Genomic DNA, 13,625 nt, shown 5'->3' on the forward strand with positions numbered 1-13,625 from the left:
CCAGGGAGGAGATTCCCTGGTTTTTCGCTATGTCGCTTATTTGAAGAGCGGAACATAAATATCAATCTCGTTGTCTTCCTGCTCTGGCTTGTAGCGCTCGTCCCAATACTCAAAATCAAATCCGGCATACTCATATCCCGATTCAGAAAGCCAAGACCCGTAAAGAAAACCATACGTCTCACCCAAGTTTGTCTCAGGTCCATTGTGGGTTACTTTTGCAAATGTCCCCGGGGGAATCGTGTGACTGACCATCCCTTCAGGAATATCGGCGAGGCTGGAAACTTCGACGCCAATTAGGGTGGTAAAGGGATCTATCGTTGCATCGAAGTCAGCTTTGTCAGGATAGATTTGGATCAGATATTCGCCCTCACCAACCTGATGGTGAATCTCGCTTTTTCTAGCTCGCAAAGCTTCAGTGGTAGTAGCGGAGAGCTTTTTGCCCAAGTCTTCTGTCACATTCGCCGTAAAAGTGATACCAATGACATGTGTTTCCTCGCGGGTGAGAATAGTTGGCTTCACGAAATAACGTCCCTTCGTCTAGTAGAATCGGGAACAGAGCTAATCCAGCAGCTATTTCAGTTCTCTGGCATATATCTTCGTTCCATCATGCGTAAACGTACCGATATATTTCTTGCCACCTACTATATATTCCATAGAAACGGTTTCCTTTCTAGGAGGCATAAGCAGCTTGTGCGGAAACGGGAATGGCTGTTTGTTCGCCACGTGTGCAATGATCTGCGTGTCTGTATGAAAAAGCTTGCCTGTCTGTTTCAATTGCTTGAGCTGCTCTGGTTTATCCAGCTTGTAAGGGAGAGTCGTGGTCGGTTTGTCCATCGCATTGATTTTCTGGAAGAAATAACCGTCCTTTGTTTTCGACACAGCAATAAACTGTCCGTCACTCGTCTCTTTCAGAAAGGCATACTTTTTCGAAGCGAATGTCCCTTTTTTATTCATCAATAAGAAAAATTCTTCATTGTCAATTTTGCCTGACACGATAAAAACACCGGAATGGAAGTTGGATTCCACCTTGTAATTTCGAGATGGCTTCAACACGACTTTTCCTTCGTGCGTAATAAAATGGGTCATGCCATTTATTTTCACGCGATGCAATCCTTCGCTGTACCCCATGTACTCATCAAAGAAAGGCTTTGCGTGTATTTTGCCATTCATATCTTTTAAACCAAATTTGTAGGATAAAACCATGCCATCCTTTATGTTACGTTTGACAAAAGGATAGTGAAGAATATCGAAAGTGGTAGCTCCCGTATATTCACTTGGGATCGTGAAAAGTTCCTCATCTGTGATCTGCTTGGATGTTTTCGTACGAGCATTATACAGATAAGACGTATAGCTCGTAGGGGAGTACAAAAACCATTCTCCGTCAATTTGCGTAAAATAATTGTTGTAAGCACCTAATTCCTGTGTGTTGCCTTGTTGATCGAAAATAATAAATGAGCTGTTACCAAAGTGGGTAATAATTTGAAAAAAGCCATACCCGTTTTGCAATGGACTGATGAAGCCAGGATATAATAACGATTCCTGCTGATCGATTACTTTCCCGGTAGGAGAAACAAGGGCAAAATGAGGGAACCATTTCTGCTTGAACTCTTTGTAATAGGGATCATTCGGACTCGATCCTGCAAATGGTACGAAAAATGGTTCCGTTAGACCAGGTGGTACCTGAATCTCTTTATCTGTCGGAACGTACTTGAGTACTGTCGTTTCCGGTCTGTCTGAACGGATGGCATTTTCGGAATGTGCGACAGAAGGAACGATTGATAGAGTAAGGCTTAGAGCTAGCAGAATGTTGACGTATTTGGTCTTTTTCATAGGTAGAATCACTTTCTCTTTCCATTTTGTATGTAGAAGGTAGGCGTTTCGCGAAAGATGAATGTCACGCATGTGTTGATCTTACAAGATTTGGATGATAGAATTATATACATAGATTTATGATGTATTGTTTATCTAGGTATTTGCGGTTAAATCGGGAGGCACTATGAAAATCAATAAGGAGCTTTTAAAAGGCAGCACCGTGATCCTGATCTTGACGATGCTGGTTCGAAAGGAAATGTACGGGTACCAGATCGCGAAAGCCATCGAGAAGGAGTCAAATGGTCTGTTTACGCTAAAAGAAGGGACGCTGTATCCGATCCTGCATGCGCTGGAAGCGGAGCGTTATGTGGAAGCGTATTGGGATGAGAAGGATGGCAGAAAGCGTAAATATTACCGGATTACGGCAGAAGGGCGCGGGCAATTGAAGGAGAAAAAGCACGAGTGGCATACGTTCCGCGATGGGATTGATCGGGTGCTGGGAGAGGGAAGAGCATGAAGCAGACGAATACACATCCATTGATTGCAGACTATCTCGATCAAGTATGTCGCCATGTGCGGGCAACAGAAATGCATCGCAAAATTCGGGATGAGCTGGAAAGTCACTTGCTAGATTTGATGGATGAGCAGATGGACGAGGGGTTGGGAGAGGAAGAAGCGGTAAGGCAAGCCATTTTGCAAATGGGGGATTCTGCTGCGGTTGGGAAGCAGCTGCATCGGATTTATAAGCCGAAAGTGGAGTGGAAGCTTCTTGCGTATGTGATGGCTTTCCTGGCTGTTGGTCTGTTTACGATGCATGGAATGTAGGTCAGTTTTATCGAGTTTAAACTGGACAGTTACTGGTTCTATGCCATATTGGGTATCGGGGTGATGCTCGCTGTTACCTTCACGGATTATCGCAAGCTTTTGCCGTACTCGTTGCATTTGTACATGCTAACTGTGGGCGTGTTTTTTCTCATTCTTGCGTACGACTATACAATGAATGGAAAAACATATATGTACCTTGGTGGCTCGATTAGGATCGATTTTGTGGCAATGTCCATGTATTTGTTTCTCATAAGCGTTGCGGGTATGCTTCTTACAAGGACGTGGCGATTTCGGAGCACGGCTTCCAAGCTGACCGTATTTGTTTTGCTGCCAGCTTGCCTCTTTGTTATGGCTGGATCGATTATGGAACTCATGCTGTACCTATTTGGATTCATGATACTCATGATGTATACGAAAACCGTCCGGAAAGAAAAACTCTATCTAGTGATTGTGTCTGCTATTGTTTGGACAGCTGCCTGTTTATTGGATAGATACACGCTAGGAAGGGTGCAGGGCTGGGTACAACCGACCCAAGATCCGCTCGGAAAGGGATATGAATATCTAGAGGCGATGGAAGCAATTCGCTCGGCAGGTTTTTGGGGAAGGGGCTCCAATGCTCCATTACCGAGAATGCCTTATTTAGACTCCGATTTCAAATTTACGTACTTAATCCATAGTTATGGCTGGATTGCTGGCATTTTGATCTTGTTAGCCATTGCTCTGTTTATAATGAGACTGGCTCGGATCGTCAAGGAAGTGGACGAGCCGTATGGGAAGCATCTCATTGTCAGTATCGTTCCTTTATTCTCTCTGTTCTTCGTTTGGCCACTGCTGATGTCAATCGGCATGCTGCCAATCGTGAATCTTGAGATTCCTTTTCTCAGCTATGGCAACATAGGGACTGCTTTGGCTCATTTCGCTGTCCTTGGTCTCGTTCTGAGTGTCCATCGGCATAGAAGCTCAATTGGAAAGCCACATACCTACATGGCAAAATAGCAATCCATAAGAAGCCTCGGGTAATCGGAAATGCTAGGATATTGACATCAAGGAAAAACACCCCCGAGGAGGAATCACACATGGCATTGCAATCCAAACAAATTTTCGTTAATTTACCGGTGAAGGACCTCAACAAATCAATCGACTTCTTTACGGCGATCGGGTATGAATTTAACCCGCAATTTACGGATCAAAATGCAGCATGCATGGTGATCGGCGAAAATATTTTTGCCATGCTGCTCGTCGAAGAGTTTTTCCAAACGTTTACGAAAAAAGAGCTGACGGATGCAACCAGAAGCACCGAGGTCATTGTCGCGTTGTCAGCTGAAAGCAGAGCGCAGGTCGATGAGATCGTAAACAAAGCACTTGCTGCGGGTGCAACTCCATCGAAAGACCCGGTTGACCATGGCTTCATGTACGGCTGGAGCTTTCAAGATTTGGACGGCCATCTGTGGGAGTTCTTGCATATGGATCAAGGCGCTGTTCCACAGGAATAATAGACCAAGAAAACGAACTGAGGGCAAAAAGCACGGGATCGAAAAAAGATTCCAGCTTTTTGCCCTTTTTGTCCATTCAATACTGGCACATCCCAAGTGGATTCCCGTCCGGGTCAAACAAAGGTCTGCACCCAAGCTTTTCTTCATACCATTTTGCAGAGGCACCGGGGTCCTTCACAGGAATAAAAACCCCTTCCATGGCTTTTAACAGTGATTGAGCCATCCTTTCATCTCCCATTCGACCAAAAATCTATCACCTATCATTTCGACGACAATGATAGGAAAAACCTGTAAGTCCCACACTTCTATTTTGACAATCTCTCGTGACATTTTTCTAGCTAAGGTTTATCTTGGACGTAAGAACACAGATGGGGTGAACGGATGCGCTTCTACAATAAATACATAAAAAAATACGGCGTAGTCGCCGGGATTTCCATGTTTTTCCTAGGTTTGGAGGCGGTATGTGATCTATTGCAGCCGACGATTCTGTCTCACATTATCGATACGGGTATCGGAAACCGGGATATGGACTACGTGCTCAAAACAGGCGGGCTTATGCTGCTCGTTACGGCATTGGGGGCAGTCGCGGCATCGATCCGCAATGTGCTGGCGACATACGTGTCGCAAAACTTTGGTGCGCAGCTGCGCGCAGATTTGTTTTCCAAAGTGCAATCCTTACCCTTTGAAAACCTGAACAAGTTCGATAGAGCCTCACTCGTGACACGTCTGACTAATGACGTCAATCAAGTGCAGATGTTTGTGAACGGTATGATGCGAATATTCGTCAAAGCGCCGTTGATGTGCATTGGCGGGTTGTTTATGGCAACCCAATTGAACGTGGATCTGGCTGTGATTCTCGCCGTTGTCGTGCCCATTGTGGGTCTGTTTATTTTCTTGAATATGAAAATCGGTTTTCCGTTCTTCCTGAAGGTACAGCAAGCACTCGACCGAGTGAACGGTGCGATGCGTGAGTATTTATCTGGGGTACGAGTCGTTAAGGCATTTAATCGCTTTGATTTTGAGCGTGGCAAGTTTACACGGGCAAACGAAGAGCTGCAGTCCAAATCGGTCTCGGCTACGCGGGTGATGTCCATTTTCAGTCCAGCGATTATGCTGACGATGAATCTCGGAATTGTCGCGGTCCTCTGGCTTGGGGGGCTTGGCGTAGAACAAGGAAGCATCGAGGTCGGTCATATCATCGCGTTTACGAACTACATGACGCAAATCCTGTTTTCACTCATGATGATTTCCTTGGTATTTAACATGTTTGTGCGGGCCAAAGCATCGGCAGGACGCATCGGAGAAGTATTTGCGGAGGAAAACCAAATGAGCTGGAAGGAGGAGCAACCTCACGAGCTTCCAGGTAAAAAGGGACGCATCGACTTCGAAGAGGTTAGCTTCTCGTATGATGGAGAAGGCGGTCAGCCAGTACTCAAGCAGATTTCGTTTACTTGTCTGCCGGGGGAGACAGTCGGGATTATTGGGTCGACAGGCTCTGGAAAAAGCAGTTTGGTTGGTTTGATTCCACGGTTTTATGATGTAACGGAAGGCACGATTCGAGTAGATGGCATCGATGTACGCGATATCGAACCGAAGCGATTGCGCGAAAAAATGGCGATTGTGCCGCAAAAAACCATGCTGTTCACAGGTACGGTGATGGAAAACATTCGTTGGGGCAAGGCAGAGGCGACCCACGAGGAGGTCGAGCAAGCGGCACGTATGGCGCAGGCTCACAAGTTCATCTCCGCCACTCCTGAAGGCTATGAGACACGCGTAGGACAAGGGGGAGTCAATTTCTCTGGAGGACAGAAGCAGCGTATTTCCATAGCCAGGGCCTTGGTGAAAAAGCCGGAAATCCTCATTCTCGATGACAGTACAAGTGCGGTAGATGTGGCAACAGAAGGGAAGATTAAGGATGCGCTCCGAGCCTATGCGGCTGGTCTTACCTGCATTTTGATTGCACAGAGAATAACCTCTGTCATGGATGCGGACAAAATCATCGTGCTCGACAATGGTGAAGTTGCGGGCATCGGTACGCATGACGAATTGATGACCTCTTGTCAGGTCTATCAGGAAATCTTTCAGTCACAAATCGGCCGGGAGGTGAAGTAAGGTGAGTCAACAGAAGCAACAACAACCTGTCTTTTCACCGAGACCTGGCCGAGGCTTTGGACATGGTGCTGCCAGAGGACCAGTCAGTAAGCCTAAAAATTTTTCGGGTACGCTAAAAAGACTCTGGTTAGCTTTTGGCAAAGAAAAGAAGCTGCTGCCGATCGTATTCGCCATTGTATTTGTCGATGCTCTACTCATGCTGTCTGCCCCTTATTTGATCGGAAAGTCGATTGATGCGATGACAGGTGGCGAGGAAGCTCTTAGCTTTTTGTCTATCCTCATTCTTGCCTTGCTCGGCTCGTACATCTTCGATGGGGCACTGACGTTTTTACAAAGCTGGTTGATGGCAGGCATCTCGCAACGGATCGTCACGAATCTGAGGCAATCCCTTTTTGACAAGCTACAAAAGCTGCCAATTGCTTATTTCGATTCGCGGACGCACGGGGAGTTGATGAGCAGGCTTACGAATGATATCGACAACGTCAGCAGCTCCATTTCCCAATCTACAACGCAATTGATGTCAGGGGGGATCGTGATCCTCGGTTCGCTGGTGATGATGCTCGTCTTGTCTCCGATCTTGACACTCGCATGCCTGATCACAGTGCCACTCGTGTTTCTACTCACACGAACGATTGCCAAACGAACGAGCGTACTGTTCAAAAATCAGCAGATGGAGCTGGGCAAGCTGAACGGGCACATTGAAGAGACGATTTCAGGCATTCAGGTGGTGCAGGCCTTCAATTATGAGCAAAAAGCCATTGAGGACTTTACGACGATCAATGACCGGCTCAGCAAGATCGGGATGAAGGCACAAGTCTGGACGGGCTTTCTCATGCCGATCATGAACGTGATTAACAACCTCGGCTTTGCCATGGTGGCGATTGTCGGAGGTGTTCTCGCTGTCAAAGGATTGATCACAGTCGGTGTGATTGCGAGCTTTCTCAGTTATTCCCGCCAGTTTGTCCGTCCGCTGAACGACCTCGCGAACATTTTCAATGTGCTTCAATCCGGTGTTGCTGGGGCGGAGCGGGTGTTTGAGGTATTGGATGAACAAGAGGAGCCAGTGGATTCTCCGGGTGCCACTGTGCTCGCACAGCCGAAGGGTCACGTTGTTTTCGATCAGGTCAGCTTTGGCTATCGTCCAGATCAACTGATTTTGAAAAACATCAGCTTCGAGGCACAGGCAGGGAGTACCATCGCGTTAGTCGGACCGACGGGTGCAGGCAAGACCACCATTGTGAATTTACTGACGCGGTTTTATGATGTGACCTCGGGTACGATTTATTTGGACGGAAGAGACATTCGAGAGTATTCGCGGGACAGCTTGCGGCGCAGCTTTGGCTTTGTTTTGCAGGATACGTACTTGTTCTCGGGTACGATCAAGGAAAATATTATGTACGGCAAGCCAGATGCGACAGATACGGAGGTAGTAGCCGCTGCGAAAATGGCAAATGCAGATGTGTTCATCAATCGGCTTCCGATGCGTTATGACACGATGCTGACGGAAAATGGGGGTAACCTGAGTCAGGGACAACGCCAGCTTTTGGCGATTGCCCGCGTCATACTCGCCAAGCCCTCGCTGCTCATACTCGATGAGGCGACAAGCAGCATCGACACACGAACAGAGCTGAATATCCAGGATGCGCTCCTCACCATTATGGATGGGCGTACGAGCTTTGTGATTGCACACAGGCTTAATACCATTCGGGATGCCGACACGATTATGGTCGTGGATCGGGGAGAGATCGTGGAAAAAGGCAGTCACGATGAACTTATTGAGCAAAAAGGTACCTACTATCAATTGTTTTACAATCAGTTTAAAAATCTGGAGGCTGCTGGGGAATAACAGAGCACCCCGTCCAAACACGGAAATGACGTGGAGGACGGGGTCCTTTTTGAATAGTTAGGATGCTGGTTTGTTGGCGGCGATCAACAAGAAGATCGGCCGACGGATTTCGTCTCGCATCCCAGGGATATCCAGCATTTCTTCAGGAGGACCAGGTTCAGCGACTTTTGTAAGGTGGAATCCGGCAGCAAGGAGATCGTTCATATAGCTTGAAAACGTTCGGTGATACTTGACGACTTCATGATCCAGAAAGTTGGTTTGCCGGATGCCTTCCTGCTGATAGTTGTCCACAGGCCAGTGCAAGCGTTCGCCCCTGGGTCCGTAATGCCAGTCTTGTTCAGCCAGAGCAGTGAAGACGGGATGCTCCACGGAGAAAACGAAGGAACCTCCAGGAGCAAGACAGTGATAAACACGGTGGCAAAGCAAATCAAAGCGCTCCACATAATGGATGGCCAAGGAACTGATAACGACATCGAATTCCTCTTGGGCAAAGTCAATGTCTTCAATCGGAAGACGCAGATACTCGATGGCGGGATCTGTTGTCGTCTCTTTGGCACGCGCCAGCATTTTTTCGGAAAGGTCCACACCCACAACGGAGCGGGCCTGCTGCTCACGCGCATATCGGCAATGCCAGCCGAAGCCACAGCCTAGGTCGAGCACTTTTTTCTCGCGAAGGGAAGGCAGTAGCTCTCGAAACGCGTGCCATTCTCCTGCGGCGTTCAGTCCCTCAACCGAACGGGCCATTTGACTGTAAGTGGTGAAAAAACCTGGCTCATCGTATTTGTTCTGTTTCATCCGTGCAAATCCTCCTGGGTCGGGTCGTAGGCTTGGAGTAGTTCCCGCAGCGCTTTCTTGACGTCCCCCTGAAACGATCCACCGTGATAGCAAATCAACTGCTCGATATCATAATCGAGCAAGCTGCGAACAGAGCGAATCGCTTCCTGCATATCCAGCGTATAGGACGGATTGGCGATTTCGAGTCTACCGTTTTCGATGACAACAGCATCACCGGCAATCAGTGTTTTACTTGCGATCAAATACAATGAAATATGTCCCGGCATATGTCCAGGTGTATGAATGATCTCGATGCCGCCGCACAAAGGCAGGTGTTCGTGATTCGTTACGGTTCGATCAACCGCAGAGGGCTCGATGGACCGCAAAAAGCGAATAAATTCCTTAGCATGCTGTTTTTCACCTGACGCCAGATGGTCCAGTGTTGCTTGCGCCTGTTCCAATCGCAAAGATGTCTTTTGTCCAGCGATGTACGGTGCTTCGGATTCGTAGGCGATGATTTCGAGGTGGGGATAGGTTCTTTTTAACGCTGCCAAAGAACCGATGTGATCCATATCGTGATGCGTCACAATGACCTTCGTAAGGTCGTCGAGCGTAAGCTGTTGCTTGTGTGCGGCCTCCTGAAGCAGTGGCAAAAAGTCCGGATAACCACAGTCCACAAGAATCAGTTCATGCTCATCTTGCAGCAGCACAGGGGTAATGACCTGTGCAGATCCATTGTACATAAACGAAATGGCGAGAAAGTGAATCTGGTTCATACGTTGTCCCTCCTGACTGACTCATCTTAAAAAGGAGTGTAACGCAAGAGTAGAGCAGACACACGGTCGACCTTTTCTCTGTCTCATTTATGTCCACGAATAATGCGCCGAATACTGTGTTCGGTCAAGTAATGTTTCTGGGCGAGCATTTTAACAGAGGCCCCTTCGCGATAGGCTTGCCAAATCGCTTGATTACGCTCGCTTAGCCATTGCTTTGTGTCTGTGGACGCGCCCCATTGTCGTTTGTTTTCGTGGTGGATCGGGATGTACAAGTAACTTCCTTGTACGTAATGCTGAATTTGCCGCAGTAGATCGTCTGGCAATAGTTCTTGTGCATTTTTGTATTTCATGTGCTTTGCTCCTGTCTATATAGCGTGATATGCGTATATAGATGAGCAAAGAGATCCTCAACTCAATATGGGAAAGGCTCTGAACCAAGAGAAAGAAGAACTCTTTGCTCAGAGCCGCATTCGGCTCTTCGTACATAAGGGTCTCGCATTTGAATCATCTCCCTTCTAGTCTCTATAGTAGTGAGAAAGGGAAATTCCTTCAATAAACATCTTTTCCTCGATTGCAAAAGAAAGGGTAAGATGAGAGCGATGCATAATTGTTTTTGGAATGGAGATGAGAAAAAATGAGTCTTGGCGGCTTTCAAAGCGGCTTTTCCGCTCGCAAGGTATCACGTTCGGAAGTGCGGTGGGGACAGTTTTTAATATGCAATCACGGGTGTGAGGAAGTCATCCAATTGATTTCGCATGTATCTGGTGAAGTCGAATTTGAGCTATGCAAAATCGAGGCAGAGCGCATGGCGCATGTTCTGTTAGAAGCTTCGAAGATAGAGCGCTTATGACATGTACTTTTCATAAATTTCTTGAAACTTATAGCCCACTCTCTCGTATACATGAATGAGCATGTATAGATAGAGGGAGGACGAGTATGAGCGACAAAAATGTTGTAAAAATGAGTCCCTTTCAAGCAGGAGGAAAGCTGATCGCAACGATTGTGATACTGGTTGCGTTGGTCTTGCTTGGCACGCAATCTTTTACGATTATTTCCGCAGGGCATAGTGGGGTTGTGCTGCAACTGGGAGCGGTACAGCCAAAAGTGTTACAAGAAGGCATGCATTTTAAAATTCCGTTCATTCAAACGGTGGTGCCGATGGAAGTGCGGGTGCAAAAATCAGAAATGAGCCAGACTTCTGCTTCACGTGACCTGCAAACCGTCTCTACGACAATTGCTGTTAACCATCATTTGGATGCAGAAAATGTCAATAAACTGTATCAGCAAGTGGGATTGGAGTACAATAGCCGAATTGTTGATCCTGCCATTGCCGAATCATTTAAAGCCGTGACTGCTCAATACACAGCAGAAGAACTGGTATCCAAGCGTTCCGAGGTCAGCCAAAAGGTAAAAGAAGTCTTGCATAAAAAGCTATCGAATTATAACATCATCCTCGACGAAATCAATATTCGCGAGTTTACTTTCAGTGATGAATTCAACCGCGCCATTGAATCCAAGCAGGTGGCCGAGCAGCAAGCGCTCAAATCGAAGCTGGATTTGGAGCGGATCAAGATCGAGAAAGAGCAAGAAATCACAAGAGCAGAAGCACAGGCACAAGCACTGCGTCTGCAAAAGCAAGAGGTTACGCCAGAGTTGATTCAGCTCAGACAGATTGAGGCGCAACTCGAAGCGATACGCAAATGGGATGGAAAGCTGCCAAGCGTAACGGGTGGAGCTACTCCGTTTATCAACGTGGGTACTAAGTAACCAAATAAATAAACAAAGCCACTCCCTTGAAGAGGAGTGGCTTTGTTATTAGTTGCGGATGAGATAATCGAAAGCTCCCAAAGCCGCAGTAGCTCCAGATCCCATCGAAATGATGATCTGTTTATAAGCACTGTTCGTGCAATCACCGGCAGCAAAAACACCAGGGATGTTTGTAGAACCATGGCTGTCTACTACGATTTCACCAAAGCGAGTGCGCTCAATCGTTTCGCCCAACCAATCTGTATTCGGTACCAGACCGATCTGTACAAACACACCTTGCAATTCAATGTGCTTGGTTTCACCTGTCTCACGCTCGATGTAAGAAATGCCGTTTACTTTATCCGTACCCGTAATTTCTTTGGTTTGAACGTTTTTGAGTACAGTGACATTTGGCAGACTGTAAAGACGATCTTGCAATACTGCGTCAGCTTTTAGTTCTGGCGAGAATTCCAGAACGGTTACATGTTTCACAATACCTGCGAGATCAATCGCTGCTTCCACACCTGAATTACCGCCGCCAACAACTGCGACATCTTTGCCTATGAACAAAGGACCATCGCAGTGAGGGCAATAAGCTACACCCTTGTTCTTGAACTCTGCTTCACCTGGTACACCCAGATTCCGCCAACGAGCACCTGTCGACAAGATGACTGTCTTACTCTTCAGAACAGCGCCGTTTTCGAGTTCAACTTCGATCAGATCCTTCTTCTCCAAACGCTTGGCACGTTGCAGCTTCATGACATCAATGCCATACTCTTTTACTTGCTTTTCCAAGTTGGCTGCGAGCTGAGGACCTTCAATGTATTTCACACTAATGAAGTTCTCAATGCCCAATGTGTCATTGACTTGACCGCCAAGGCGTTCAGCAACGAGGCCAGTACGAATCCCTTTGCGAGCTGCATAAATCGCCGCACTAGCACCTGCTGGGCCACCGCCCACAACAAGTACATCATAAGGGTCTTTATTGTCAAACTCGGATGCGTCCGGAGCAGAACCCAGCTTGGCAAGAATTTCTTCCACGGTCATACGGCCGCTTTCGAAAAATTCACCATTGAGGAAAACGCTTGGCACAGCCATCACGTTTTTGCTCTCTACCTCGTCCTTGAATACGGCACCGTCAATCATTGTATGAGTAATACCAGGATTGAAGATACTCATCAAGTTCAGAGCTTGGACAACATCTGGACAATTGTGGCAACTCAAGCTGATGTAAGATTCGAACTTATATTCACCACGAAGGTCTTTGATTTGATCAATGACACTTTGCTCGACCTTTGGAGCTCTTCCGCTAACTTGCAAGAGAGCCAATACCAAGGAAGTAAATTCGTGACCCAGCGGAGTACCGGCAAAAACAACGCCAGTATCTTCGCCGACACGGTTTACGCTAAAGCTAGGTGTGCGAGTGAGTTCTGCTTTCTCCACACTGATCTTCAAAGACATGCTGGCTAGCTCATCAATCAGTGCAAGCATCTCAGAGGATGCCTCATCCGTGCCTGCACTGACTTTGAGTACAATATCGCCTTCCAAGAGCTCGAGATATTGTTCTAGTTGCGCTTTGATTTCTTGGTCAAGGGCCATTTTATATCACACCTTAAATTTTGCCTACGAGATCAAGGCTTGGTTTCAGTGTTTTGCCACCTTCTTGCCATTTAGCTGGGCAAACTTCACCTGGATTGTTGCGAACATATTGTGCTGCTTTGATTTTGTTGATCAGAGCACTTGCATCACGGCCAATGCCACCTGCAGTAATCTCAACAGCTTGGATGACACCGTCTGGGTCGATGATGAATGTACCGCGATCTGCCAAACCTTCAGCTTCGATCAATACGTCGAAGTTGCGGGAGATCACATGGGAAGGGTCACCGATCATGATGTATTCTACTTTGCTGATTGCTTCAGAGCTGGAATGCCATGCTTTATGAGTGAAGTGAGTATCTGTAGAAACGGAGTATACTTCAACACCGAGTTCTTTCAAAGTTGCGTATTGGTTTTGCAGATCTTCGAGTTCAGTAGGGCAAACGAAAGTGAAGTCTGCTGGGTAGAAGCAAACTACGCTCCATTGACCTTTGAAGTTTGCTTCAGTTACTTCGAGGAATTTACCTTTTTGGAATGCTTGTGCTTTAAAAGGCAATACTTCAGTTCCGATGAGTGACATAGTGTTAGCTCCTTTATATGTTTTTTGTATAGTACATATTCAGGACATGCGTAACGAGGCATGCT

The 13,625-nt window shown here is 46.9% G+C and carries 15 protein-coding genes and 1 pseudogene; 8 read left to right on the top strand and 8 right to left on the bottom strand.

All coding sequences use genetic code 11. The annotated features are described in order from the left end of the window. Window positions 1-36 precede the first annotated feature (36 nt). Both HP401_RS13580 and HP401_RS13585 read right to left on the bottom strand, forming a co-directional pair. Window positions 37-519: a GyrI-like domain-containing protein gene (locus tag HP401_RS13580; RefSeq protein WP_173605362.1), complete on the bottom strand. Its 483-nt coding sequence runs from the start codon at window positions 517-519 to the stop codon at window positions 37-39. Window positions 520-570: 51 nt separating this feature from the next. Then, entirely contained in the window at window positions 571-1,830 is a 1,260-nt protein-coding gene (locus HP401_RS13585; RefSeq protein ID WP_173605363.1) for a hypothetical protein, read from the bottom strand. Window positions 1,831-1,996: 166 nt separating this feature from the next. On the opposite strand from HP401_RS13585, the gene HP401_RS13590 reads away from it, so the two are divergent. From HP401_RS13590 to HP401_RS13600, 4 genes are all read left to right on the top strand, one after another. Continuing rightward, window positions 1,997-2,329, top strand: a complete 333-nt coding sequence (locus tag HP401_RS13590; protein ID WP_173605364.1) for a PadR family transcriptional regulator — start codon at window positions 1,997-1,999, stop codon at window positions 2,327-2,329. Next, entirely contained in the window at window positions 2,326-2,637 is a 312-nt protein-coding gene (locus tag HP401_RS29890; protein WP_254457077.1) for a permease prefix domain 1-containing protein, read from the top strand. The genes HP401_RS13590 and HP401_RS29890 overlap by 4 nt, the downstream gene beginning before the upstream one ends. A 48-nt stretch (window positions 2,638-2,685) precedes the next feature. Beyond that, window positions 2,686-3,633 (top strand): FtsW/RodA/SpoVE family cell cycle protein, encoded by a 948-nt coding sequence (locus HP401_RS13595; protein WP_256435371.1) that lies wholly within the window; start codon window positions 2,686-2,688, stop codon window positions 3,631-3,633. 80 nt (window positions 3,634-3,713) lie between these two features. Continuing rightward, a complete protein-coding gene (locus tag HP401_RS13600; RefSeq protein ID WP_173605365.1) occupies window positions 3,714-4,130 on the top strand; it encodes a VOC family protein in 417 nt (138 codons plus the stop codon). A 115-nt stretch (window positions 4,131-4,245) separates the two neighbouring features. Here the strand turns inward: HP401_RS13600 and HP401_RS13605 are convergent. Next, window positions 4,246-4,353, bottom strand: a pseudogene (locus tag HP401_RS13605) (VOC family protein); the annotation flags it as partial. A 158-nt stretch (window positions 4,354-4,511) separates the two neighbouring features. On the opposite strand from HP401_RS13605, the gene HP401_RS13610 reads away from it, so the two are divergent. Both HP401_RS13610 and HP401_RS13615 read left to right on the top strand, forming a co-directional pair. After that, window positions 4,512-6,242, top strand: a complete 1,731-nt coding sequence (locus tag HP401_RS13610) for an ABC transporter ATP-binding protein (protein ID WP_173605366.1) — start codon at window positions 4,512-4,514, stop codon at window positions 6,240-6,242. 1 nt (window position 6,243) lies between these two features. Further along, on the top strand, window positions 6,244-8,088 hold the full coding sequence (locus HP401_RS13615; RefSeq protein WP_173605367.1) for an ABC transporter ATP-binding protein: 1,845 nt from the start codon (window positions 6,244-6,246) through the stop codon (window positions 8,086-8,088). A gap of 57 nt (window positions 8,089-8,145) precedes the next feature. On the opposite strand, the gene HP401_RS13620 is transcribed toward HP401_RS13615, so the two are convergent. The 3 genes from HP401_RS13620 to HP401_RS13630 form a co-directional block, all read right to left on the bottom strand. Further along, window positions 8,146-8,883 carry a class I SAM-dependent methyltransferase gene (locus tag HP401_RS13620; protein WP_173605368.1) on the bottom strand — a complete coding sequence of 246 codons (738 nt, stop codon included), beginning with the start codon at window positions 8,881-8,883 and terminating at the stop codon, window positions 8,146-8,148. Then, window positions 8,880-9,638: an MBL fold metallo-hydrolase gene (locus HP401_RS13625; protein WP_173605369.1), complete on the bottom strand. Its 759-nt coding sequence runs from the start codon at window positions 9,636-9,638 to the stop codon at window positions 8,880-8,882. Before HP401_RS13625 ends, HP401_RS13620 begins: the two co-directional genes overlap by 4 nt. Before the next feature lie 83 nt (window positions 9,639-9,721). Continuing rightward, on the bottom strand, window positions 9,722-9,988 hold the full coding sequence (locus HP401_RS13630) for a CD3324 family protein (protein WP_173605370.1): 267 nt from the start codon (window positions 9,986-9,988) through the stop codon (window positions 9,722-9,724). Window positions 9,989-10,272: 284 nt separating this feature from the next. Between HP401_RS13630 and HP401_RS13635 the strand changes: the two genes are divergently transcribed. Further along, window positions 10,273-10,488, top strand: a complete 216-nt coding sequence (locus HP401_RS13635) for a hypothetical protein (RefSeq protein WP_173605371.1) — start codon at window positions 10,273-10,275, stop codon at window positions 10,486-10,488. Between the two features lie 86 nt (window positions 10,489-10,574). Then, the gene (locus tag HP401_RS13640) at window positions 10,575-11,405 is read left to right on the top strand and encodes a prohibitin family protein (protein ID WP_012685219.1); all 831 of its coding nucleotides are present in this window, start codon (window positions 10,575-10,577) and stop codon (window positions 11,403-11,405) included. Between the two features lie 48 nt (window positions 11,406-11,453). Here HP401_RS13640 and ahpF read toward each other — a convergent pair whose 3' ends face one another. Both ahpF and ahpC read right to left on the bottom strand, forming a co-directional pair. Then, window positions 11,454-12,983, bottom strand: coding sequence for an alkyl hydroperoxide reductase subunit F (ahpF, locus tag HP401_RS13645; protein ID WP_012685220.1), 1,530 nt, complete (start codon window positions 12,981-12,983; stop codon window positions 11,454-11,456). A 13-nt stretch (window positions 12,984-12,996) separates the two neighbouring features. Beyond that, window positions 12,997-13,560 carry an alkyl hydroperoxide reductase subunit C gene (gene ahpC / locus HP401_RS13650; protein ID WP_016741021.1) on the bottom strand — a complete coding sequence of 188 codons (564 nt, stop codon included), beginning with the start codon at window positions 13,558-13,560 and terminating at the stop codon, window positions 12,997-12,999. Window positions 13,561-13,625 lie beyond the last annotated feature (65 nt).

The organism is Brevibacillus sp. HB2.2 (assembly GCF_013284275.1).
In the GTDB taxonomy this organism is placed as follows: Bacteria; Bacillota; Bacilli; order Brevibacillales; family Brevibacillaceae; genus Brevibacillus; species Brevibacillus brevis_D.

Bases quoted from the DNA above. Each gene is read 5' to 3' on its own strand.
- HP401_RS13610 (WP_173605366.1), top strand. From the start codon at position 4,512: ATGCGCTTCTACAATAAATACATAAAAAAATACGGCGTAGTCGCCGGG.
- HP401_RS13625 (WP_173605369.1), bottom strand. From the start codon at position 9,638: ATGAACCAGATTCACTTTCTCGCCATTTCGTTTATGTACAATGGATCT.
- HP401_RS13585 (WP_173605363.1), bottom strand. From the start codon at position 1,830: ATGAAAAAGACCAAATACGTCAACATTCTGCTAGCTCTAAGCCTTACT.
- ahpC (WP_016741021.1), bottom strand. From the start codon at position 13,560: ATGTCACTCATCGGAACTGAAGTATTGCCTTTTAAAGCACAAGCATTC.
- HP401_RS13635 (WP_173605371.1), top strand. From the start codon at position 10,273: ATGAGTCTTGGCGGCTTTCAAAGCGGCTTTTCCGCTCGCAAGGTATCA.
- HP401_RS13600 (WP_173605365.1), top strand. From the start codon at position 3,714: ATGGCATTGCAATCCAAACAAATTTTCGTTAATTTACCGGTGAAGGAC.
- HP401_RS29890 (WP_254457077.1), top strand. From the start codon at position 2,326: ATGAAGCAGACGAATACACATCCATTGATTGCAGACTATCTCGATCAA.
- HP401_RS13640 (WP_012685219.1), top strand. From the start codon at position 10,575: ATGAGCGACAAAAATGTTGTAAAAATGAGTCCCTTTCAAGCAGGAGGA.
- HP401_RS13590 (WP_173605364.1), top strand. From the start codon at position 1,997: ATGAAAATCAATAAGGAGCTTTTAAAAGGCAGCACCGTGATCCTGATC.
- ahpF (WP_012685220.1), bottom strand. From the start codon at position 12,983: ATGGCCCTTGACCAAGAAATCAAAGCGCAACTAGAACAATATCTCGAG.
- HP401_RS13630 (WP_173605370.1), bottom strand. From the start codon at position 9,988: ATGAAATACAAAAATGCACAAGAACTATTGCCAGACGATCTACTGCGG.
- HP401_RS13620 (WP_173605368.1), bottom strand. From the start codon at position 8,883: ATGAAACAGAACAAATACGATGAGCCAGGTTTTTTCACCACTTACAGT.